Here is a 21646-nt window from a genome sequence, read left to right on the forward strand (position 1 = left end):
CCGGGCGATGACCCGATCGACCGCTTGCGGCGGGTGTTGCGTTTGCCGTTCGCCTCGCCTTCGGCGCCGGCCCCGATACCGCGGCCGCGATGGCCGGCCGTATCGTAGAACCGGCGGCGAAAAATCCGCCGCCGGTCGGTCTGCATGATCAACATGCACGGCGCCCTGACGGGCGACGCTCATGGCAACCTCGAACTTAGCTCGCTGCGTACTGCGGGGTATTCTTCGACCAGCTGTACTGGAAGGTGCTGTTGCCCTTCGGACCGCCTTCGATGCCCTGCGCGGTGTAGGTGTCCTTCATGGTCGCGATGGAGAGCTGGATCTCCTCCATCAACAGACCGTTGTTGCCGATGAAGGTGCGCACCTTGCTGACGACGATGTTCATCGCCTCGAAGACGCGGTAGTTGATGGCCTTGCCGTCCTTGCCGTCTGCACGACGGACGTTCACGGTCATCTTGTCCAAGGTGGTGCCATTGGACGCAGCCTGCAGGAACGCCGTCGAAGACAGATCGGCTTCCTTGAGGATGTTGATGGTCGAGATCTCCGAGCGCGCGGCGGTGTGACCGCCGGTCGAGGAGCCCGTGGCCGAACGCGGCTGGGTCACCTCGAAGTGAAAATCAAGCAGTTCGATCCAGTCCTTGTGATCGTTGTCGCGGGACTCGCCCTTGAACGGACCGATCTTGAGGAAAACGCTGGGCTTCTGCTTCTGTTCTTGGTTGCCAATAGACATAAATAGGTTCCTTATCTTCCATGAGACGTTGAGTTTGCCGAGAGATTCGGCGTTGATTGGGAATAACCGCCAGATGTGAAGCCAGTTGAAAAAAGTAGTGCTATTAGGGCTCCATGCCCTTTACCACTCGACAGGGGCGCTGCTCTAACCCTTCTTGGCCCCTGCCGGCAGTTCCGCGACCAACCGCAAGGACACCGACAGCTCATCGAGCTGGAAGTGCGGCCGCAAGAACGCCACCGCGCGGTAGACGCCGGGACGACCCGGCACCTCCGATACCTGGATCGACGCTTCGCGCAACGGGTGCTCGGCCTTGGCGTCCTGGGTCGCGTTGTCGTCGAGCAGCACGTACTGCGCGATCCAACGGTTCAGGAAGTCCTCGACGTTGCCGGCCGAAGCGAAGCTGCCGATCTTCTCGCGCATCATCGCCTTGAGGTAATGGGCGATGCGCGATACCGCGAACATGTACTGCAACTGCGCCGACAGCGAGGAGTTCGCGTTCGCCGAATCGGTGTTGTACTTCTTGGCCTTCTGCGCCGACTGCGCGCCGAAGAACGCGGCGTAGTCGGTGTTCTTGCAGTGCACCAGCGGGATGAAGCCCAAATCGCTGAGCTCTTTCTCGCGGCGATCGGTGATCGCGATCTCGGTCGGGCACTTGAGCGCGACCTCGCCGTCGTCGGTGCGGAAGGTGTGGGTCGGCAGGTCCTCGACCAGGCCGCCGCCTTCTACGCCGCGGATCGCCGCGCACCAAGAGTAGTCCTCGAACGCCTTGGTCAGGCGCGCGCCGAAGGCATAGGCGGTGTTGCACCACAGGTACTTGCCGTGGTCCTGGCCATCGACTTCCTCGACGAAGTTGAAGCCTTCGACCGTGGTGCCGTCCTTCGGGTTGTACGGCAGGCGGCCCAGGAAGCGCGGCAGGGTCAGGCCGACGTAGCGGCTGTCCTCGGACTCGCGGAACGACTTCCACTTGGCGTATTCGACGGTGTCGAACACCTTGGCCATGTCGCGCGGCTTGCCCAGGTCGGTGAAGGTCTCCAGGCCGAACATTTCCTCCGACGCGGCCGAGATGAACGGCGCGTGCGCGGCGGCGGCGACGTGGCCCATCTGTTCGACGAAGTACATGTCCTCGGCCTGGCGGCCGATGTAGTAGTCGCCGAGCAAGGCGCCGAACGGCGAACCGCCGAAGGTGCCGAACTCTTCCTCGTAGACCTTCTTGAACAACGAGCTCTGGTCGAAATCGATCGCCGACTTGAAGTCCTTGACCAATTCGCGCTTGGGCGCGTTGAACACCTTGATCTTGAGCTGGGTGCCGGTGGAGGTCTGCGAGCACAGGTAGTGCAGGCCGCGCCAGGAGCTTTCCAGCTGCTGGAACTGCGGCGTGTGCATGATCGCGTTGAGCTGATCGGAGATCAGCCGGTCCAGCTCGGCCACGCGCGCGTCGAGGGTCAGGTTGAGGTTGTCGGAAACGACGACCGTGCCTTCCAGGACTTCGCGCGCGAGTTCGGAGATCAGGTCCTTGGCGCGTTCGTGCTCGGCTGCTGACTTGGCGACCTTGCTCTTCTCGACGATCTGGTCGAGCAGGCCGAGTTCCTCGGTACCGGCGGCAGCGGCGCTGGCGCCGGCGGCTTGCGTTGCGTTCATGCTTACTCCTGACCGCTCGGCTGAGCGCCGAGTTTCTTGAGCTGCTCGGTGTTGTTCAGCACGTCGTTGAGCAGGTCCTCGAGCTTCTCGTTGCCGGCGAGCTTGTTGCGCAGATCGGCGAGCTTGGTGCGCGCCTCCAGCAACTTGCGCAGCGGTTCGACCTGCTCCACCACCGCTTCGGGACGGAAGTCCTCGATCGACTTGAAGTTGAGCTCGACGCCGAATTCGCCGCCGGCGTCGCTGATCTTGTTCGGCACGCGGAACACCGCGCGCGGCGCCATGCCTTCGAGTACTTCGTCGAAATTGTCCATGTCGACGTTGACGAACTTGCGGTCCTTGATCTTGGGCTGCGGGCCGTCCTGCTTGCCGCTGAAATCGCCCAGCACGCCGACCACGAACGGAATTTCCTTCTGTTCGATCGCGTCGCCCTTCTCGACGTCGTAGGTCAACTGAACCCGAGGCGGCCGGACTTTCTGCAGCCGCTTTTGAATGCTTTCCTTCTTGGCCATCACATCTTCTCCATGGCGTTATCGCCTGACCGTTACTGCATTAATTGAACGGGTTGTCGTCCTTGGGCGGCGCGGCCGGCGTGGTGGCGGGCTTGGGCTTCGGGCGCGGTGTGCCCTTGGGCGGCGGCGGACGGACCGGCTTGTCGTCGCCTGAGACGAAGTCGTTGCCCATGGTCTCGCGCAGACTCCTGACCAGGTTCTTGGCTTCGGTCTGCGCGGTGCTCGACGACAGCGCGCCGTTGCCCTGCAGTCGGGCCAACGACTTGGAAGCCACACGCAATCCACTCACAGTGAGTACGCTGTCGGCGACCTTGTCGCTGGGATCGCGCTTGAGGACTTCCTCGGCGGCGACGATGGCGCGGCCGTAGTTACCGGCATCGAACTGCAGCTGGGCGCTGCGTAGCCAGGGCTCTTTGCGAGTCGGGTCGGCCTGCGAGGCGGCGTTGAATCCGACCAGTGCCTGCTCGACGTGACCCGCGGAAAGCTGGGCCTCGGCGTTGCGAAGCAAGGTGGCGTAGTCGTTGCTGGCTTTTTTGGAACCGCCGCCGCTGGCGCAGGAAGCCAGAGTGGTGGCGAAGAAGATGGCGATGAGCCAACGGTTTGCTGCGGTGGGGGAAACGTAATTCATGGGGCTGTACTCTCCTTGTCGGCGCTCATGTAGCAAGGTGCGGACGTCGCCCGATTCCGGTCGCTGGCGAGTCTGGTTTACACCTTCGGCCGGTATAGTAGCCTTTGTCACGGTCGTCAAGGTGACCGGGGCACTAGCATCTTGATTATTGGAAGCACTTCACGCCGGTGGCAGGGGACGGCGTGACCGCATGAGCCCCTGTGCAAGTCGACATGGAGCAAGACGCGATATGGACACTGTTTCCCCCACTCGGGTTCGCCCCGCCGGCTTTCGCACGCTGGCCCTGACCTTGGTCACCGCGGCGGCCCTGCTCGGCTCCGGATGTTCCGCCCCGGGCGGCGTCAAGGAGGCCATGGGCAAGAGCATGGAGGCCTTCGGCCTCAAGAAACCGTCCGCGCCGGACATCAATACCGAGTACTCCGTCCCACTTCGCCTGTATGCCGGCGACAATCTCAACGCCGGCACCGAGAAGAAAGCCCTGGCGTTGGTGGTGCGGATCTATCAGCTCAAGGACACCCAGCGCTTCGAGCAGGCGCCGTTCGAGGCCTTCCTCGACGAGGCCCGCGAGAAAGAGGCTCTCGGCGGCGACCTGATCGAGGTCAACGAGATCCTGATGACCCCGGGCCAGCGCCACGAAGTCCAGCAGAAGCTGCCCGGCACGGCCAGCCACCTGGGCGTGGTCGCGCTGTTCAGGAGCCCGGCCGCAAGCCGCTGGCGGTTTTCCTTCGACAGCCGCAAGGCGATCAAGGACGGCATCACCATCGGCCTGCACGCCTGCGCCATGACCGCGACTGACACCCCGGCCCTGACCACGACCTTGTCGTCGGCGGCCAATTCGCTGTCGTCGGTGAACTGCACCAAGCCGCGTCGCTGAACCGGGCGCCCCGGCCGCGGCACAACGGCCGGTGCCTGGAAGTACGCTCGTAACAGTTGTAGTACCCTCGCCCTGTCGCCCAGGGTTACCCAATGGGTCACCCGATGGATAGGGGCGACAGGCGTTACACGAACCAGTGCCCTTCGTTCCGGCGTTTGCCGGGCGGCGGCCCGTCCAGCACCCGTCGGTCAGGGCTGGTCCGAGGCATGGTTCGACCCGACGGTCGTCATCAATGGATTGCAGCGAGGCACGCGTGAGTCGGATGTCCAAGGTTTTCTGGGGCGAGGGCCTGTTCCTGCGCCCCCAGCATTTTCAACGTCAGGATGCGTACCACGAGGGGCGGCTGCAGGACCTCTCGACGGCGCTGCATCCGTATGCCTGGGGTTTGCGCCAGGCCCGTTTCGATGTCCAGAGCCTCGCCAGCGGCACCCTGCGCGCGCTGCAGTTGTCGGCGATCTTCCCCGACGGCGAAAGTTACGCCGCGCCCGGCGACGACGAACTGCCCGAGGCGGTCAGCCTGACCGATCTGCCGGCCGGCGTGCAGTCGACCACGATCCATCTCGCCCTGCCGCTGCTCAAGGAGCATGGCGGCAATTGCGCCGAAGGCGGCAACGCCGCGTCGGCGCGCTTCACCCAGCACAATCAGCCGACCCTGGATCTGTACACCGATGCCAGCGAGGCCGAGCTGGCCTACCTGCGCAAGAGCGTGCGCCTGCTGACCGACGACGAACCGCGCGATCCCTACGTGACCGTGCCGGTCGCGCGCGTGCGCCGCACCTCCACCGGCGGTTTCGAATTCGACGACGCTTTCCTGGCGCCGTCGCTGAGCATCGCCTCGTCGACGCAACTGCATGCGCAATTGCGGCGCCTGCTCGACTCGTTGCAGGCCAAGACCGACGCGTTGTACGGACTGCACCGCGAGCCGTCGCAGCACATCATCGAATTCCGTTCCGGCGACATCGCCTCGTTCTGGCTGCTGCATACGGTCAACAGTTCGTTCGCCGCGCTTTCGCACCTGTTCCGCCATCCCGGACTGCATCCCGAACGCCTGCATCAGGAGTTGCTGCGGCTGGCCGGTTCTCTGCTGACGTTCTCCAAGATCTACAGCCTCAGCGACCTGCCCCACTACGCGCATTCGCAACCCGAAGCCGGGTTCGAGCGCCTGTTCGACATGATCCGCGAACTGCTCGATACGGTGATCTCGGCGCGTTATTTCCAGATCGCGTTGTCGGAGGTCAAGCCGTCGTTCCACCTGGGTCGGCTGGACTCGCAGCGCATCGACGAAAAATCGGTGTTCTACCTCGGCGTCGCCGCCGACATTCCCGGGCCCGAACTCATCCAGACCATCCCGGTGCGCTTCAAGGTCGGCGCGCCGGACGATGTCGAGAAGTGCGTGCTGTCGGCGCTGCCGGGCCTCAAGCTCGCTCACGCCGCGCAAGTGCCGGCGGCGATTCCGGTGCGTCCGGGCAGCTACTACTTCGCCATCGAACCGCGCGGCCCGCTGTACGAACGCATGATCAAATCGCAATCGCTGATGATCTACGTGCCGTCCGGTTTGCGTGAACTCAAGCTCGAACTCATCGCGTTGGTGCCATGAACTATCCCCAGCCCCCGATCCCGCAAGGCATGCCGTCGCTGGGTCCGAACCTGGCCGCGCCGGCGGCCGCCGGCGCGCCTGCGCGCAGCCTGCTCGACCTGATGTCCGACGGCTTCTACCTGTTGATGCTGCTCAAGCGCGGCCAGTTGCCGAGTTCGGAAACGCCGTTCGTCGAATCGATCCGGCGTTTTCTCGACACCACCGAGCGCGGCGCGGTCAAGCTCGGCATCGGCTCGGAAGATGTGTACGCGGCCAAGTACGCATTCTGCGCCGCGCTCGACGAAGCGATGCTGTCGCAGCCGTCCGAGCTGCGCGAAGAGTGGGAACGTAATCCGCTGCAGTTGCGCCTGTTCGGCGAACACCTCGCCGGCGAACACTTCTTCGATCGGCTCGAACAGCTGCGTTCGCAAGGCGCGCCGCGCCTGCCGTCGCTGGAGGTCTATTACTACTGCCTGCTGCTCGGCTTCGAGGGTAAGTACCGCCTGGAAGGGCCGGAGAAGCTCGGTTATCTGACCGCGCGCCTGGGCGACGAGATCGCCTATCTCAAGGGTAAGCGCGCTCCGTTCGCGCCGCATTGGGCGCCGCCGGATCGCATCCAGCACGCCTTGCGCAAGATCACTCCGATCTGGGCGCCGATGGCGATCGTCGGCGTCGGCGCGGTGCTGGCGTTCCTGGCCTTCAGCACGCTGGCCGCGCGCCAGACCAATCAGCAACTCGCGCAGTACAACAACGTGGTGCAGATGCCGGCCGACACAGCGCAGCTGACGATCACCCTGCCCTGACGATCAACCTGGTGAAACGGATATGGATATCCCCAAAATCGAACGCACACGCTCGCAGGGCCGGCCTTTGCGCCGGACCCGCATGTTCCGCGCGGCCCCCGCCGCCGCGGCTTCGGTCGCAGCAGATTCGATCGCGGCCGCTTCGATCCTGGCCGCGCGCCTTCGACACCGCTTGATGGACGGCGGCGACGCCGCGCCGGGAGTCGCCCGCCATGACTGATCCCTACAGTCCTTTCGCCCTGGGCGGCGCCGTCGCCTCGTCGGCCGCGCCGGAACTGGCTCAGTTCGCGCAGACTTCGGCCCTGGCTGACGAACTGATCACCATGGCGCGCACCGGCGGCGATACCACCGCGCTGTCGGACGAACTGATCGCGATGGCGCGCACCGCGCTGCCGGAGATCACCCGCGACATGCCGACGGTCGAAGTCGCCGCATCGGCGATCCAGACCGAAGGCCTGCTCGGCAAGCTCGCTGCCGCCGCGCCGGTCGCGGCGATGGTGCTGCAGTCGCTGCAGCGCGGCGCCAGCCACCAAGAGGTCGCCAAACAACTCGCGCCGGAGGCATTGAAGGCGATCGGAGTGCCGACCTCGTTCGCCGAGATGGCCGACCCGGGCATCGGCGCCGGCAAGAGCGCTCTCGCCAGCGCGGCCACGCCGGTGTTGCAAGACACGTCGTTCGGCGCGCATTCGCCGATGGGCAGCGTGGTCTCCGCGAACGCCGAACGCTACGACGCCATGCCCGCGCCGATCGCCCGCCAGGCGGAGGCGTTCGCGCGCATGCCGCAGCAGCTCGCGCGCAGTGTCGCCTCGGCGTTCAAGGGCGGCCAGTACCTGGTCGAAATCGACACCGCCCTGCCCGGCGCGTTCCTGGTCGAACGCTTCCAGGGTCAGGAAGCGGTCTGCGACAGTTACCGCTTCGAGATCGACTGCATTTCGACCTCAGCGTTTCTCGAAACCACCGCGCTGATCGGCGAGCCGGTCGACCTGCGCCTGCAACGCGCGGACGGTTCTTACCGCCACTGGCGCGGACTATGCAGCCAGGCCGCGCCGCTCGGCAGTGACGGCGGCTATTCGCGCTACCGGCTGACGTTGGAACCCTGGCTGGTGCTGCTCAAGCTGCGCCGCAACGCGCTGATCTTCCAGGACAGCGACGTGCTGCAGGTGCTCGAGCGCGTGTTCGCCGATTATCCGCAGGCGGCCTGGCGCTTCGACGTCACCCAAACGCTGCCGAAGCCCGCGATCACCACCCAATACCGCGAGACCGATTACGACTTCGTCACCCGCCTGCTCGCCGATGCCGGCCTGGCCTGGCGTTTCGACCACGCCCAGGACGACAGCGAAGGCGACGCCGCGGCCGCGGAGCCGGGACAACGCGACGGCGCCACCAGCCACACCTTGGTGATCTTCGACCGTCAGGCCGAAGTGCCCAGCGCGTCGCCCGATACCTTGCGCTTCCATCGCACCTCCAGCACCGAAAGCGAGGACGCGATCGGCCATTTCAGCGAACTTCGCCAGACCACGCCCGACGCGGTCGGCACCGCCAGTTGGCAGGCCGAACAGGTCGAAGCGATTTCGGCCAGCGCCATCGGCGACGCGGCCGGGCCGAACCTGCCGCAGCGCGAGGTCTACAGCGTGCCGCGCAGCGGCCGTTACGCCGAGCGCGATCAGGCGCAGAAGACCGCCGAGTTGCGTCTGGACGCGTTGCGCCTGCCGCAACGCCTGCACGCCGGCGCCGGCAGCGGCCGCGGCCTCGATGCGGGCCGCGCGTTCACCCTGAGCCAGCACGCCGACCTGTCCGGTCAGGCATTCGTGCCGCTGCGGGTCGAGCATCTGGCCGCCAACAACCTCACCTCCAACGCCAGCGCGATCCTCGACGCCTCCGGGCTGGAACGCGGCAGTTATCGCAATCGCTTCCTCGCGGTTCCGCTCGGCACCGCGATCGTGCCGCTGGCGCGGCCCAAACCGATCGCTCCGGGCGCGCAGACCGCGCGCGTGGTCGGCCTGCCCAGCGCGGCCAATACCGTGACCCGCGATCATCAGGTGCGCATCCAGTTCGCCTGGCAGCGCGGCCCGGCGCCGACCTATGGCGGCGCCAATGAAGCCGGTTCCAGCGCCCATCCCGACGGCCATGCGCCGGGCAACGAAACCTCTGGTACCTGGGTGCGGGTCGCCGAATGGCTGGCCGGCCCGAACTGGGGTAGTCACGCGCTGCCGCGCATCGGCGCCGAGGTGCTGGTCGAATTCCTCCACGCCGATATCGACCAACCGCTGATCACCGGCCAGTTGTTCAACGGCGAGGTCGCACCGCCATTCACCGCCGGCCAGGAATCCCCGGCCAATCACATCGGCACCCTTAGCGGCCTGCACACCCAATCGCTCGACGGCAACGGCCGACAGCAATGGGTGATCGACGACGCGCCCGGGCAACTGCGTCAGCGCCTGCACACCACCCTGGCCGACAGCCGGCTGGAACTGGGCTATCTGATCCAGCACAACGACGGGCAACGCGGCGCGTTGCGCGGACAAGGCTTCGACCTGGCCACGCTCGGCTGGGGCAATCTGCACGCCGCCCAAGGCGTGTTGTTGTCGACCACAGCGCGCAACGACGCCCGCTCGACCCAGTTCGACATCCTCGAAGCGGTGAGCCAGCTCAAGGGCGCGGAGAACACCGCGCGGGCGCTCAACGACGCCGCCACCCAGAACCAGGTGCCGGCGCTGAAAGGCAACGAACCGCAGACCGCCTTCATCACCGCGGTCGATGCCGAGCAAAGCGGCAAGTACGACGGCGACGTCGCCGGTCAGCCGGCCCGCAAACCCGGCGCCGGCAGTCGCCACGGCGGCGATCCGGTCGAGCGCTTCGCCGCGGCGATGCTGATCGCCGAATCGCCCGACAGCATCGGCGCGGTGACCCCGGCCAGCGCGCTGGCCTACGCCGGCGGCCACAGCCACATCACCGTGCAGGACGACGCCCACTTCGCCGCCGGCCAGACCTTCGCCGCCGTCAGCGGCGCGCACAGCGCCTTGTTCGCGCAACAAGGCCCGGTCCGCGCGATCGCCGCGCAGGGCCCTCTGAGCGTGCAGGCCCACGTCGGCACGCTGGAGCTATTGGCCGATCAATCCGTCACCGTCACCGCCACCGACGAACGCATCGACGTGCTGGCCAAGCAGAAGATCGTGCTGCAGGCCGGGCAAAGTCAGGTCACCCTCGAAGGCGGGAACATCACCTTCGAATGCCCGGGGAATTTCACGGTCAAGGCCGGGATGCATCCTTTCAAGGGTGGCGAGAGCGATGCGGCGGAGCTGGCCAAGCTGCCCGATACGCGGCCGAAACGTTTCAGCGAAAGCTTCATCCTCAAGAACCGGCAAACCGGCGAGCCGGTCGTCAATCGCGCGTATCGGATCACCCTGGCCAACGGCGAGACAGAAGACGGTATCACCGACGAAAAGGGCTACACCCACGCGGTCATGACCGCTGCCCAGGAAATTCTGAAAATCGAGATCGAGGACTGATACGTGGGCAAGAACCTCAAGGAAGCAGGTAACGTCGTCACCACGCCACTCGACGCGAAGAAGGGCAAGGAAGTCCTGATCGAAGACAAGCCTGCCTACTTCGTCCATGTCGACGCCGATCGAGACGGCAAGGTCGACGACGTGACCCTCGGCCTGGACAAATGGCAATGGGGCAAGGGCAAGAAGGGCGCGATCGTCCTGGTCAACAACAATCGCGACGGCGCGCCACCGGAAACCACCGACAACTCGGACACTGTCATCAATGGCGCGTCCGATCTGAACGATGTCGCTCCGATCGAGATCCGCAGGCGAGGCAGCGCCCCGGCGCCGGCAGGTTGGACCGGTAAGCTCAGTATCGACCCGAACGTCCTGCCCTACGTGCGCATCTTCGAATCGCGCGATCCTGCCGCCAAACAAGTAATGGGCACGGGCTCGGCGTCGGAGTATTCGGTTGGCCCGCTCGACTTCGAAAAGAAGGAATTGGGCATCGAAGCCGTCGAGTACCCAAAGGACAGTTCCGTATTCGATGGAACGATCGAACTCAAGTGGACGGTCAACGACGGAAAACAAGACCTCAAGCCGCAGAAGATTGTCTTCCGGGTCGCACCCTGGATTATTTTCAACCATTTCCAACAGACGAAAACTGTATACGTCGTGGATACGGACCGACTTCCCCCGGAATGGCGCAATACGGCCTTCCGCAGCAAACTTGCCACCGAGGTCTCGACGGTAGGCGCTTCGATGGAAGAGTTCGCCGAGTCGGATCGTTGGATGCAGGACGTCATGGAGCTTGGCTTTTCCAGCAAGCCCAGCACCGAAGCGCCTGACGCGTGGGCCACTCCCGTTGTGCTCCGATCGGGAAGAGTGCGTGGTGGCGCTACTGAACATTTTCCTTTGAAGAAATTGCTTAGCCCGGAGATGGGCTACACGACGGCAACAGTTCCAGCGGGCTCCGACTCCCTGGACTCCTTCGGCAATCTGGAGTGTTCGCCACCGGTAACCGTCGGCAAGAAAGTCTATCCATTTGGTCGTATCGTTTATGGAGATGGCTCTGGCGGCACACCTGCTCGAGCGATGAACTCCAATGTGGTCAGATTCCTCAAGAATCAGGCGATCCAGGCTCCGTTCTCGGTCGATACCAGTTGGCTGGAAGTCGGCCACGTCGATGAAGTGTTTTCGTTTTGCCCGATGAAAGGGGCGCCGAAAAAATTCAAGGTCCTGATCGCCAGTCCGCAAAGGGCCTGGAGCATCCTCGAAGGCCTGGAAAAAACCAGTCCGGACGCAGGTCTGTTTTCAGGAATCGACACCACTCGGACATTGCTGGGCACCGATACGGTGGCAAGCGTCTACCCGCACAGAACCGTCAAGACAATCTTGGCGGATGCGGGGCTCAAGACTGCACAAAAACAAGTGCAGAAAAAGATCGATGGCATACAGAAGGCACTCAAACGCAATCTAGGGCTCGAAGACGCCGACTTTGTGCCCTTGCCTGTTCTATTCCACGCCGTAGTTGGCGAAGCGACGCGACAAAACGCCATCAGGGTCGCCGCTATGGAAAAGATTGATCCCAGCGCCGCCGCCAAGCTTCGATACACTCCTCGCTACATTGCCTATACTCCGGGCGTTGTCAACATGTTGGTCTTGACCAAATCGGACGCCACGGCCCGACTGGTCATTCCGAAGCCGTTCGGACCTGTTGTGGCCAGTGGCGCTTGCGAGTTCGAAAAGGACATCGAGACCCAGTTATCACCATTGGTGCTTCACACCGATTACGAATTCGTCGAAGATTTTTTCGAATATCACGTTCTGGATGGCGAAATCCATTGTGGAACCAACAGTCTGCGCGTCCCACCCACCGACGTGCATTGGTGGGAACAGGAGCCCTGAGTGAACAGACCGCACCATTCCCATGCCACGCAGCTTCTCGTGGCTTCACTTCTGGTATCAGCCTGTCTGTTGTCAGGTCGCGCCCATGGCGCGCCCCCCTCTAGCGACCCCGCGGACTCCGCAGCCATGACCACAAAAAAAACCGAAATAGAAACTGAGTTCGCATCGACTCACGCACTACGCGGTGCCGAGTATGTCGCGGCGCGGAACCACCTGCTGCATAACCCGGAGCTTCCGACGCTCCTGCGTTCTGTCGCCAAAAGCAGCGATGCCACACGCTATTTCGATGCGAAGATCCTCGCTGGCTGGCTGGATCACGCCAATTTTTACGATAGCGTCCTGACAGAGCTCAACAGCGATGAGTTACGCGCCAAGGTGGCGCAGAACCGCCCCAAGGCCAGCAACCTGTCTCCGCTAATGGAAGAGTATGCCAGCAAGGCGCAGGGCAGCTATGGAGACAAGATCGCTCCTCTGTGTTGGGAAGTCTTGCTCAAAGCGCCGACACAGATGGAGCATTGGCAACGCGGGATCTGCGTGGCCATGCTCAACGCCGTGCCGCAGGTCGAGGACATCAAGCCGGCGGTATCGCTGATCGCGACCACTCAGGATCCTGAAGTGGTCGGCATGTTGTCGAACTATCTGCAGAAGATGCCGCCCAAAGCACTGATTGCGGGCCTCACGCCCGAAATCGACTCGATCAAGAAGCAGATAGAAATCAGCAGCAACCCCGAACCCCTGGTTCGTACCAGAGCTACGCTGCAGACCCTGCTCGTCGACGCGCAGGAGAGGAAAGAAAGCGGGCACTAGTCGCGATTCATTTCCAGCGGCTCACATATGCGCTTGCTGCCTGATGTGGCGTGGCTCCCAGGCCTCGCTCCGGCAGGGTTTCCGCTCAGGCAGGTACCACAGCAACGCGCGGATCACGAGCGCATTGACGCTAACTTGGACGTTGCTCCTTCGATTCGGGCCGACAATTGATTCGCCCCAGACCCGACGCACCCTGGCGCATCCTCAACCAAGCGGCTGCGCACTCACCAGACGGCGCGCGAGCAAGTTGATTAGAGCAAATCAACTCGCACGTGCACTCGGCGTTAGTGGCACGCGCGTATCGGGGCGCGACTGCGTCGCGATCTGCATCGTCGTGATCGCGTTGATGATCTCAAGGAATTCGCGCGAAAACGCCGCGAGATAAAGCTTCCCATCGACCCGGTGGAACACCAGGAACGGATACACGTCGCGCTGCAGTTTTCCGCCGGCGGGCGCCTTCAGTTCTGCGCGCTTGAACGACTTGCGCAGGAATTCGTCGACCCGGTCGCCGTCGTCCCAGGCCTTGGTGTAGACGATCTCCACCGACTGTTTCGCCAGTTTCTTGTGCAGCTTCTCTCCGGGCAGCGAGCCGCCGTCGCCGGCGAAATCGCTGTTCTGGATCGCCGTGGCCAACAACACGCCGGCCGGGGTGACGTACTTCGCTCGGTCCGGCGGAAACAGGGTGTGCTTGGCGTACAGCTCATCCAGCGCGTTATCGGCGATGCCTTCGGCCCACAAGGACGTGTTGAACGCCTGCGCCGCGGTCCATGGCGTCGCGCCGGGCTCAGCACGGTTGTCGGCTTGCGCGGCCGCGCGATAGTCGGCGACGAAGCGCCCGCGCCATTCCTCGAACTCCGCGCGCGTGACCGGCGCGGCGCACGCCGTACCGGTCGTCGCGACCAGGATCAAGGAAAGAACCACAAGTTGGACCAATAGTTTCATGATCTCTCGCCGGAATTCGTAACGGGGACCATCATCGCGTCTCAACCTGTCCCAGAGTGAATGCCTGGGCAAGCGCAAACCAGAACGAGGCTCACGTTGGCGCCGCCGGCCGCAGGAACAACGAGACCAGGCACGCGAGCGGCGCGGGCCCGACGACGAACAGCAACTGAAATACAGGGTAAACGAAGCTGCGATCCTTGCTCGCTACCGCCGCGCCGATCGCCAACATACCTCCGGCGACCACCAAAAACACGAGACTGGACCACCACGCAACGTTCGCGAGCGCATAGTCCGGCGGTGATTTCGCGAATCTCGCGAACAGCAACAGCACCGTCGCCAGCGGAAACAGCAGCCACAACGCGTAGCGCACGAAGTTCAGCGCTCCGGTGAATGCGAAAAAGAACGCGGTGAATGTTTCCATGTGGGCGCCGATGATATCCCGTTCGCTCAGACCTGCTCTCAGACTTGCTCGGTGATTCCGGTGGTCTCGGGAACCTCCGGCTCAGCCGGGACCTCGTTCCTCGCGATCATCGTGCTCGCGCCTAGCGGCGGCGGCGGCGTCTTGGCCTCCTTGCTCCCCCACTGCAGCGGCATTTCGACGAAAAAACCCTTGATATTGGCCAGTTCGGCGCTCGCCTTGGCGATATTGTGCTTGCCTCCCGACATGTAATCCGGGTCGAGCGGCGGAGTCCAGGTCAAGTCCAGTTCGCCTTTGCGCTTGTAGTGCTCGCGGCCCTCGGCCAGGGTGCCGAACGAATCTCTCGGGGTGTGCAGAAATACCTGGTTGTAGATCTTTCGATTGGCGACGGCCAGATCGCGCAAGGCTTTGATCGAGGCTTTCTCCAGCGGCCGCTCCAGGTCGATGCCCGCCGGCAAGCCCTGCTTCTTGATACCGGTCGTGGCTTGATCGACGCTCATGCCGAAGTGCTTTTTCCAGATCTTCATGCGCAGATCGCGAGCGAACTTCCGGGTCACGATGCGTATGCCCTGTCCCACATCGGTCATGGCGGCACCGCTGTCGTCGACCACGACGGCCGCCAACTCGGTGTCGCCGTTGCCGTTGAGGCTGCGATCGTTGACGTTCGCGCTGCCGATGATCGCCACCGCATCGTCTACGATCATCAGCTTGGAATGGATGTAAACCATCTCCGTCAGCATGAAGTCCTTGGTATGGCCGAAGTTGCGCAAGTTCAACACCGTGACATAGTCGCGCCACTTGTTTTCCATGCCCAATTCCTTGGCCAGCGCATCGTAACCCCAAGCCGTGCGCACCGGCACCGAATCGCCCGCGTCTTTGAATTTCTTGAAGATCAGGTACATGGTGATGTTGCGGATCAGCGCATGCTGCCCTCGCCGAGTGCCTTGCAGGGCCCACCAGGCTTGCGACGCGGTCGCCTCGTCTTCGAGCAGCCCTTCTGGATGCTCGGGAAGAACGATCCAGATATGGAACGGCCGATTGGCGTTGATGGCGCGCCTGACCGCTTCGCTCAACTCGTGCACGATCTGGTTTTTGGCCGGACTTTGGGTCATCTTGTCGTCCACGCCGCAGTCGGACACGAAGAACTGGTTCTCGATATAGATATAACCCTGCGCCGCGCGAATGCTGTTGATCATCGCATCGCGAATACTGGTCTGATGTTCGCCGGCCCAGGCCTCGCGCGTCTTAACCAAGGTTTCGCGGCGCTTTTGATTCGGTTGTTTCCAGTCGTCGGTAACGTAGCTGCCGCGCCGCCAGATATTCAGTTCGTCCCTCAGCTGCTCGCTGGATGCGGACCTGCAAACCTGCACCGTCGTGGTGCCGCCGCCCTTTTGCAGCGGATCGACCAGGCTCTGCGTGCCGCCCAGGTCGTCGAACCAGCTTTTGGTCAGGGCGCCGTCCATGAAATTCGTGCCCGTGCCCGCGAAACTGTTCCAGCGCAGCACGAAATTGACGAAGACGTCGAACGCGGCCGGACCCTTGATGCGCAGCGCGATGTCCTGCCAGGGCTGGCGCGGCTGGCAGCTTTCGTTGAGCACCTCCCTCTTGGGAGGCCACATGAAACCGGGCCTGTGCCCGACCCAATTGGTCAGCTTCACTTCCTCGGCGTTCATTCTGCGTCCGCGCGAGACCTGTCCGTTGTAGGCGTCGTTGAGGACGTGGATCTTCGGATCGATGACGACGTCGAAGGTATTGGTGTCCCAACGCCCATAGGCCAGGTCGATACCGCCGACGAAAGCGACCGATCCGTCGACGATGACCGTCTTTTGATGATGGGAGAAATACGCGTTGGAGTCCTTCGATCCCCACTTCACCACGGCGCGGCCGGTGTTGGCGTTCTGCAGCATGACCTTCATCGAGCCCTTGCCCGTGGGCAGGCTGTCAAGACGCGTTCGCGTGATTTCTTCGTGGGTGTCGACCGCCATATTGATCGCGTCGTACAGCATCACCCGCACATGCACCCCGCGGGCCATGGCGTCGGCAAGCAACTCGGTCAAGCGACCGGGATGGCCCGCCACGCCGCGCTGATCCAGTTCGACGTCCGAGTCGACTTGCCAGCCGGTGATGAAGATGAATTTTTTTGCGCCACGGATCGCATCGGCGACCGCTTTCATGTAGTCCTTGCCGGTCACGTACGCGGTGCAGTCGTTGCCATAGCGCGGCAGGGCGTACGGCTTTTCGAGGTCGAAGTATTGATTGGTGACGGCCGCGATGGTGTCCGGCGTCAGCGGCGCGGTGTAGCGATCGGAAGACATATACGTCCTTTTAATGCTTTGCGATTGCTGTTTAGACGTCCACTTCGGGCTTGCGCTTGAACAGGCCGAGCGCCTCGGCCTCGTGCGCGGCCATCTCGCCGAGGAACTCCTCGCGCAGCATGTCCATGCCCCGTCCGTCGCTAGCGAAATTCAGCGCATCGAGAATACGCTTGGCGTTGTGTTGTTCAGGCGCAGTGCTCCATCGGGTCGGAGTCAAGGGCATCGCCGTGAGACCACTGACCAGCCAGACCCGCCCGGCGGATGACGCCGCGCGCTGATACAACTGCTGCTGCTGAGCCTCGTCGAGCGAAATTTCTCCATCGCCGCCGAGCGTGCCGGAGGACAGTGTCTCCTCCCAATGCTCCTTGGCGAACACCAGCGCATTGACGCCGCCGTTCTTACCGGGTTGCCCCGCCTGCCCGTCAACCAGCACGATGTCCCAGGCCTGCCCTTCCGGCGCGACGCCGTGAACGCCGGGGATGTCCAACAACTTCAAACCGAATTTGATCGGTTCGAGTTTGGAGGTCGGGTATACGGGCAAGGGGTAGCTCATCTGCGCCGGCCCCACGAACGACTTCTTGGCCGCATGCACCGTAATCGTGCCCGGACAGCTGATGACGATATTGCCGCCCTCGATGGTCACGCTGGCGCCGCCGGCGGTGGCCAGATGGATGGTCTTGCCGGCCGCCAGTTCGACCTCGGCGTTGGCCGAGACGATCTTGAGCTGATCGCGCGATTGCAGGCTGAGTTGATCGTGCTGGGCTTCGAATTCCAGCTTGCCGCTGCCGGCCACCACGCTTAGGGCCGGGTCGTTGCCGGCCGATGCGCCTTCCACCGCATTCGCCAGCCAGCCGATCGCTTGGCCGGTGTGGATGCGCAGGTCCTTGGCGACGGCGAGGTTGCTCGACTGGCCGCTGGCCAGAGTCAAGGTTTCGCCGGCCGCCCATTGCAGGCTTTGCCCGGCGATGAAGCCGACGCCGGCGGGTGCCGCCAGGCCCAGCAAGGCGTCGCCGCTGTGCGGGACCTTGCCGTCGCCCGCATCGGCCTTGCGCTCCGGCGCCTGGCCGAGCGCGCCCTCGAAGCTCGCGCCGTCGACCGTGGTCCTGGCGCTGGTCAGCAACGCGCGCAACGGCGGTTGATCGCCGATCAAGGCCGATTGACCCGCCTTGGTCACGCCTTCGTGCGCGGCGAGCTTCACCGTCTTGTGGGTGCCCGCCACTTTCGACAGCACTTCGCCCAGTTGGCTGGCCTGCTTCAACAGCGCGGTCGCCGCGATGGTTTCGCCGGCCGGGGTTTCGCCGTTGATGTCGTAGGCGCTGATCCACAGACCGGCCTGAGCGCGCACCGCGCCCCATTGGTCGGTGCGCAGTTCGAAGCCTTCGCCGCGGAAGCTGCCTCGGTAGTTGTCGGCCTGATGGATCAGGTGGCCCAGGTTGAGCTGGGTCGCGGCCTGGGTGGTAGCGAGTTGCAGGCGCAGTTGCCGGTCGCTGTCGTCGAACACCAGCCGGTTGTGGCCGCCGCCGCCGAATTCCTTGGACTTGATGCCGACCAGCGCGGCGGCATTGCGATGGCCATCGGCGTCCTGGCTCATGCCGTGCCAGGCCGGCGCATGGCCGCCCACGCTGTTGGCCTGGGCACTGGGGCCGTGGTCGCTGGCCTGCGCGTACACGGCCGCGTCGCCGTCGCGCGAGCCCTCGCCGGGGGTGGCAAGCACGCCGGCCTCGCCTTGACCGTTGTACAGCGCGCCCACGATCACCGGCCGGTCGATATCGCCGTCGAGGAACGCGACCAGCACTTCCTGGCCGATACGCGGCAGGAACTGGGTGCCGACGCCGGGGCCGGCATAACGCTGGGCCACGCGCAGCCAGCAACTGTGGTTGGATTCGGCCTGATTGGAGCCGGCCTGATTGGAGCCGGTGTCGCCGCCGCTTTGCTGGAAGTGGAATTTGACCCGCAGCCGCCCCAGGCGGTCGCAATACAGCTCATGTGCGCCCTGCGGGCTGGTCGCGCCTTCCGGGCCGACCACGATCGCGGTCTGGTAGCCCGGCGCGGTCGGACGCGGGTTCAAGCGCGCGCCGGTGCCGTCGTGCAGAACCGGTCGCCACGGTTGTTCGCGCGGCACGGCGACGAAACTGTTGGCGTAACCGACCGCTTCGGCGCGCGCCAGCACCGCGTTCCAGGCCGAATCCGATGCGCCCGGCAAGGCCCTCAGCGGGACCCGCGGCGCCGCGCCGAAACGCGCGCTGATGCCCTCGGTCACGCTCTTGGGCAGGTTATTGACGCCGGCGTGTTGCACCGCCACCAGCAGCGCTTCGCGCGGTGTGTCGGCTTCCGATTGCGGCGCATCGGTCAATGCGAACCAGGTGCCGCTGCGGAACGTGCGCACCGTGCCGCGGCCTAGCCAGAGCGTGCGTTCCGACGCCCTCGCCTGCGCCAGCAGGCCGGCGTAACGCTCGGCCTCGGCGCGATCGGCGAAGGCATACAGGCCGACCGGATCGTAGACCTCCAGTTGCGCCGCGGCGTCGTCCTGATCGCCCAGCGGCACGCTCGCCACCTGGGTCTGCAGGCCTTTGTAGTCGCCGCTGAGCAAGGTCAGCGCGTTCGATGCGATCCGCCGCACCGCGCCGAAGCTCTGCACGGTGTCGCTGTCTTCGGTGGTGTCGCTGCGGTGGAAGCGGGTCGCGCCATACACGGCGTCGCTGGCTTCCTGCGGGCTTTGTCCGCTCTGCGCGAACAGCACCATGCGATGGCCGCCCGGCGCGTCGGCATCTTCTTCCAGCCGCCAGCCGAGGCCTTCCTCGGCCAGCAGGCGATCGACGAAGGCCGCATCGGTCTCGCGGTATTGAACGCAGTAGCTGCGCGGCCGCGCGGCGGCCAGGAACGGGCCGGCTTCGTCGCTCCACTGCCACACCGCCAGCGGCGTGTACGCGGCGAACACCGCCTCGACGATCTCGGCGACGGTCTTGTCCTGGTACACCCGGCTGTGGCGGCCCTGGCTCAGCAGCCAGGTCCACGGCACCAGGCATAGCCGGTAGCGCGCGAGCCCGCCTTCGCTGCCCAGACACTGCGCTTCGCGCACCAAGCCCGAACGCAGCGTCTGGCCGCCGTCGGCGAGTCGGGTATTCAATACGGCATGGCGTCCGAGGAACGCGTCCAGCGGACGCCGCGCGTCGACCGACAGCACGTCGATCCACCATTCGAAGCCGCCCGACAAGGCTTCCCAGCCCTGCCAGCGCTCCACGGCCCAGTCTTCGCCGGCGCCTTCGTCCTGCGGCAACGCCAGCGTGTACAACCGCTGCGCACCGATGAAACGAGACAATCCCGCCAGAATCTGCTGCATTCCTTCGCTGCTCACGCCCTTCTCCTTGCGCGCGCACGGACCGTGTCGTCCCGTGCCAGCCTCGGCAGGCCGCCTCCATGGCGACCTCTCCCGCAAGGTCCCAGTGTATCGGAACCGGCGGCCGGTAGAAGACCCGGGCCCGGCGCCCGACCGCGGCCTTGAAACCGTGACTTGCTGGGCTTTTTTTACACCCGGATTCAGCCAGATTCCGAGCAAAACCCGCCCTCGCCGGCCCGAAGCCGCCGTGCGCCGCGACGCCGGCGCCGCGTTCTGTAGAATCCGAAGCGTCTTTCCCGCACTTCAATGGACTGTCATGCAGGATCTGGAAGAGTTGTTGGCGCCGATTTCCGACGCCGCCCCGTCAGGCGCGGATATGTCGTTCTCGATCGAGTACGACGTCATTCAAGAGGCGCGCCGCGCCGACGATCCCTCGCTGGAACAGGGCGAATGGGTCACCGACCTGAAAGTCGCCGACTGGCAATCGGTGGCCACCCAAACCACCAAGCTGCTCAAGACCAGCACCAAGGATCTGCGCCTGGTGTCGTGGTGGATCGAGAGTCAAACCCAGATCCACGGCTTCGCCGGCCTGGCCCGCGGCTACCGCCTCGCGGCCGCGTTGTGCGAGCGCTTCTGGGACGATATCCATCCGCAGGCCGAGGACGGCGATCAGGAACAACGCATCGGCAACCTGGTGTGGTTGCTCGAACATTCGACCAAATGGTCGCGACGCCTGCCGCTTATGCAATCGCCGCAGGGGCGCTACGGCATCGCCGACATCGAACTCGCGCACGCGCGCCGCGGCAGCGAGGACGGCAACGGCCCCACCGTCGAACAGATCGAGTCGGCGCGGCGCGCCACGCCGCGCGAGTACTACCTCAAGCTGATCGAGGTCGTGCCCGATTGCCGCGAGGCGCTGCGCGAACTCGAACAGATCATCGACGCCCGCCTGGGCCACGAAGGACCGAGCTTCGCCCAGGCGCGCGAACAGCTCGAGCACCTGGTCGACACCACCCGCCGCTTCGCCCGCGAGGCCGGCGTGTTGATCGACGGCATCGCCGCCGATCCGCAATCGCCGGGCGAACGCATCGACGGCGCACTCGAAAGCGACACCGCGCCGGTGCGCAGCCAGCCCCCCGCCTCACCGCCCGGCGCGATCGAGTCGCGCCGCGACGCGATCGTGCAACTGCGTCGCGTGGCCGAGTTCTTCCGCCGCACCGAGCCGCACAGCCCGGTCGCCTACCTCGCCGACAAGGCCGCTCGCTGGGGCGAAATGCCGCTGCACGTGTGGCTCAAGCGCGTGATCAAGGACGAGAACACGCTTAGTCAGATCGAGGAGTTGTTGGATAGCAACGACGGCGGCAACAACGACTAGCTTCGGTCGGCCCCCGCACCTGTGGAAACGCCGCCTCAAGGGCGGCGTTTTGCATCCCCGGTATCGAGCACTTGTAGCCTGCCATTTATCCCGAACGATCCGGATGCGTCACGTCCAGACAACAACATAACGCTTCCCGAGCGCCATCAGCATCTGATACGCAGGAGGGTTTCGGACGCAGACTCGCTGGAGCCATTCGTTCTTTCGCCTGGCACGCGAAGGCGCGATGAGGCCGCCATTCAAGCCTCAACTTCCTTCGCAAGATCGGCCACGTCTTGAGAGCAGGCCCGCCAGTTGA

General features: G+C 64.4%; 15 protein-coding genes. 7 read left to right on the forward strand and 8 right to left on the reverse strand.

The genetic code is table 11. From position 1 onward, the window contains the following. Positions 1-196 precede the first annotated feature (196 nt). From ASD86_RS19165 to ASD86_RS19180, 4 genes are all read right to left on the reverse strand, one after another. Positions 197-730, reverse strand: a complete 534-nt coding sequence (locus ASD86_RS19165; protein WP_056114309.1) for a type VI secretion system tube protein Hcp — start codon at positions 728-730, stop codon at positions 197-199. Positions 731-874: 144 nt separating this feature from the next. Continuing rightward, positions 875-2368 (reverse strand): type VI secretion system contractile sheath large subunit, encoded by a 1494-nt coding sequence (gene tssC, locus ASD86_RS19170; RefSeq protein WP_056114312.1) that lies wholly within the window; start codon positions 2366-2368, stop codon positions 875-877. Between the two features lie 2 nt (positions 2369-2370). Then, positions 2371-2877 (reverse strand): type VI secretion system contractile sheath small subunit, encoded by a 507-nt coding sequence (gene tssB, locus ASD86_RS19175; RefSeq protein ID WP_056114316.1) that lies wholly within the window; start codon positions 2875-2877, stop codon positions 2371-2373. A gap of 40 nt (positions 2878-2917) precedes the next feature. Further along, positions 2918-3505, reverse strand: coding sequence for a hypothetical protein (locus tag ASD86_RS19180; protein WP_157476861.1), 588 nt, complete (start codon positions 3503-3505; stop codon positions 2918-2920). Positions 3506-3734: 229 nt separating this feature from the next. Between ASD86_RS19180 and tssJ the strand changes: the two genes are divergently transcribed. The 6 genes from tssJ (at position 3735) to ASD86_RS19215 (ending at position 12961) form a co-directional block, all read left to right on the forward strand. Next, the gene (tssJ, locus tag ASD86_RS19185; RefSeq protein ID WP_056114319.1) at positions 3735-4379 is read left to right on the forward strand and encodes a type VI secretion system lipoprotein TssJ; all 645 of its coding nucleotides are present in this window, start codon (positions 3735-3737) and stop codon (positions 4377-4379) included. Positions 4380-4641: 262 nt separating this feature from the next. After that, a complete protein-coding gene (tssK, locus tag ASD86_RS19190; RefSeq protein ID WP_056114321.1) occupies positions 4642-5976 on the forward strand; it encodes a type VI secretion system baseplate subunit TssK in 1335 nt (444 codons plus the stop codon). Then, positions 5973-6758 carry a type IVB secretion system protein IcmH/DotU gene (gene icmH / locus ASD86_RS19195; RefSeq protein ID WP_056114325.1) on the forward strand — a complete coding sequence of 262 codons (786 nt, stop codon included), beginning with the start codon at positions 5973-5975 and terminating at the stop codon, positions 6756-6758. The genes tssK and icmH overlap by 4 nt, the downstream gene beginning before the upstream one ends. Positions 6759-6970: 212 nt before the next feature. Next, positions 6971-10267: a type VI secretion system Vgr family protein gene (locus tag ASD86_RS19205; RefSeq protein WP_056114332.1), complete on the forward strand. Its 3297-nt coding sequence runs from the start codon at positions 6971-6973 to the stop codon at positions 10265-10267. Between the two features lie 3 nt (positions 10268-10270). Then, entirely contained in the window at positions 10271-12154 is a 1884-nt protein-coding gene (locus tag ASD86_RS19210; RefSeq protein WP_056114334.1) for a protein-arginine deiminase family protein, read from the forward strand. A gap of 126 nt (positions 12155-12280) precedes the next feature. Further along, complete coding sequence (locus ASD86_RS19215) at positions 12281-12961, forward strand: hypothetical protein (RefSeq protein WP_056114336.1); 681 nt, start codon at positions 12281-12283, stop codon at positions 12959-12961. A 261-nt stretch (positions 12962-13222) separates the two neighbouring features. Here ASD86_RS19215 and ASD86_RS19220 read toward each other — a convergent pair whose 3' ends face one another. The 4 genes from ASD86_RS19220 to ASD86_RS19235 form a co-directional block, all read right to left on the reverse strand. Further along, positions 13223-13981 (reverse strand): hypothetical protein, encoded by a 759-nt coding sequence (locus ASD86_RS19220; protein ID WP_157476863.1) that lies wholly within the window; start codon positions 13979-13981, stop codon positions 13223-13225. A gap of 13 nt (positions 13982-13994) precedes the next feature. Continuing rightward, positions 13995-14273 (reverse strand): hypothetical protein, encoded by a 279-nt coding sequence (locus ASD86_RS19225; RefSeq protein WP_157476866.1) that lies wholly within the window; start codon positions 14271-14273, stop codon positions 13995-13997. 89 nt (positions 14274-14362) lie between these two features. Next, positions 14363-16513 (reverse strand): phospholipase D-like domain-containing protein, encoded by a 2151-nt coding sequence (locus ASD86_RS19230; protein WP_162253702.1) that lies wholly within the window; start codon positions 16511-16513, stop codon positions 14363-14365. Between the two features lie 154 nt (positions 16514-16667). Next, positions 16668-19976 carry a type VI secretion system Vgr family protein gene (locus ASD86_RS19235; protein ID WP_082578509.1) on the reverse strand — a complete coding sequence of 1103 codons (3309 nt, stop codon included), beginning with the start codon at positions 19974-19976 and terminating at the stop codon, positions 16668-16670. 313 nt (positions 19977-20289) lie between these two features. On the opposite strand from ASD86_RS19235, the gene tssA reads away from it, so the two are divergent. After that, positions 20290-21348 (forward strand): type VI secretion system protein TssA, encoded by a 1059-nt coding sequence (gene tssA, locus ASD86_RS19240; protein WP_056114348.1) that lies wholly within the window; start codon positions 20290-20292, stop codon positions 21346-21348. Positions 21349-21646: the final 298 nt, after the last annotated feature.

The organism is Lysobacter sp. Root690 (assembly GCF_001427785.1).
GTDB lineage: Bacteria > Pseudomonadota > Gammaproteobacteria > Xanthomonadales > Xanthomonadaceae > Lysobacter.

Excerpts from the sequence above, each read along its gene's own strand:
- ASD86_RS19165 (WP_056114309.1), bottom strand. The coding sequence starts at position 730 with ATGTCTATTGGCAACCAAGAACAGAAGCAGAAGCCCAGCGTTTTCCTC.
- tssC (WP_056114312.1), bottom strand. The coding sequence starts at position 2,368 with ATGAACGCAACGCAAGCCGCCGGCGCCAGCGCCGCTGCCGCCGGTACC.
- tssB (WP_056114316.1), bottom strand. The coding sequence starts at position 2,877 with ATGGCCAAGAAGGAAAGCATTCAAAAGCGGCTGCAGAAAGTCCGGCCG.
- ASD86_RS19180 (WP_157476861.1), bottom strand. The coding sequence starts at position 3,505 with ATGAATTACGTTTCCCCCACCGCAGCAAACCGTTGGCTCATCGCCATC.
- tssJ (WP_056114319.1), top strand. The coding sequence starts at position 3,735 with ATGGACACTGTTTCCCCCACTCGGGTTCGCCCCGCCGGCTTTCGCACG.
- tssK (WP_056114321.1), top strand. The coding sequence starts at position 4,642 with ATGTCCAAGGTTTTCTGGGGCGAGGGCCTGTTCCTGCGCCCCCAGCAT.
- icmH (WP_056114325.1), top strand. The coding sequence starts at position 5,973 with ATGAACTATCCCCAGCCCCCGATCCCGCAAGGCATGCCGTCGCTGGGT.
- ASD86_RS19205 (WP_056114332.1), top strand. The coding sequence starts at position 6,971 with ATGACTGATCCCTACAGTCCTTTCGCCCTGGGCGGCGCCGTCGCCTCG.
- ASD86_RS19215 (WP_056114336.1), top strand. The coding sequence starts at position 12,281 with ATGACCACAAAAAAAACCGAAATAGAAACTGAGTTCGCATCGACTCAC.
- ASD86_RS19235 (WP_082578509.1), bottom strand. The coding sequence starts at position 19,976 with ATGCAGCAGATTCTGGCGGGATTGTCTCGTTTCATCGGTGCGCAGCGG.
- tssA (WP_056114348.1), top strand. The coding sequence starts at position 20,290 with ATGCAGGATCTGGAAGAGTTGTTGGCGCCGATTTCCGACGCCGCCCCG.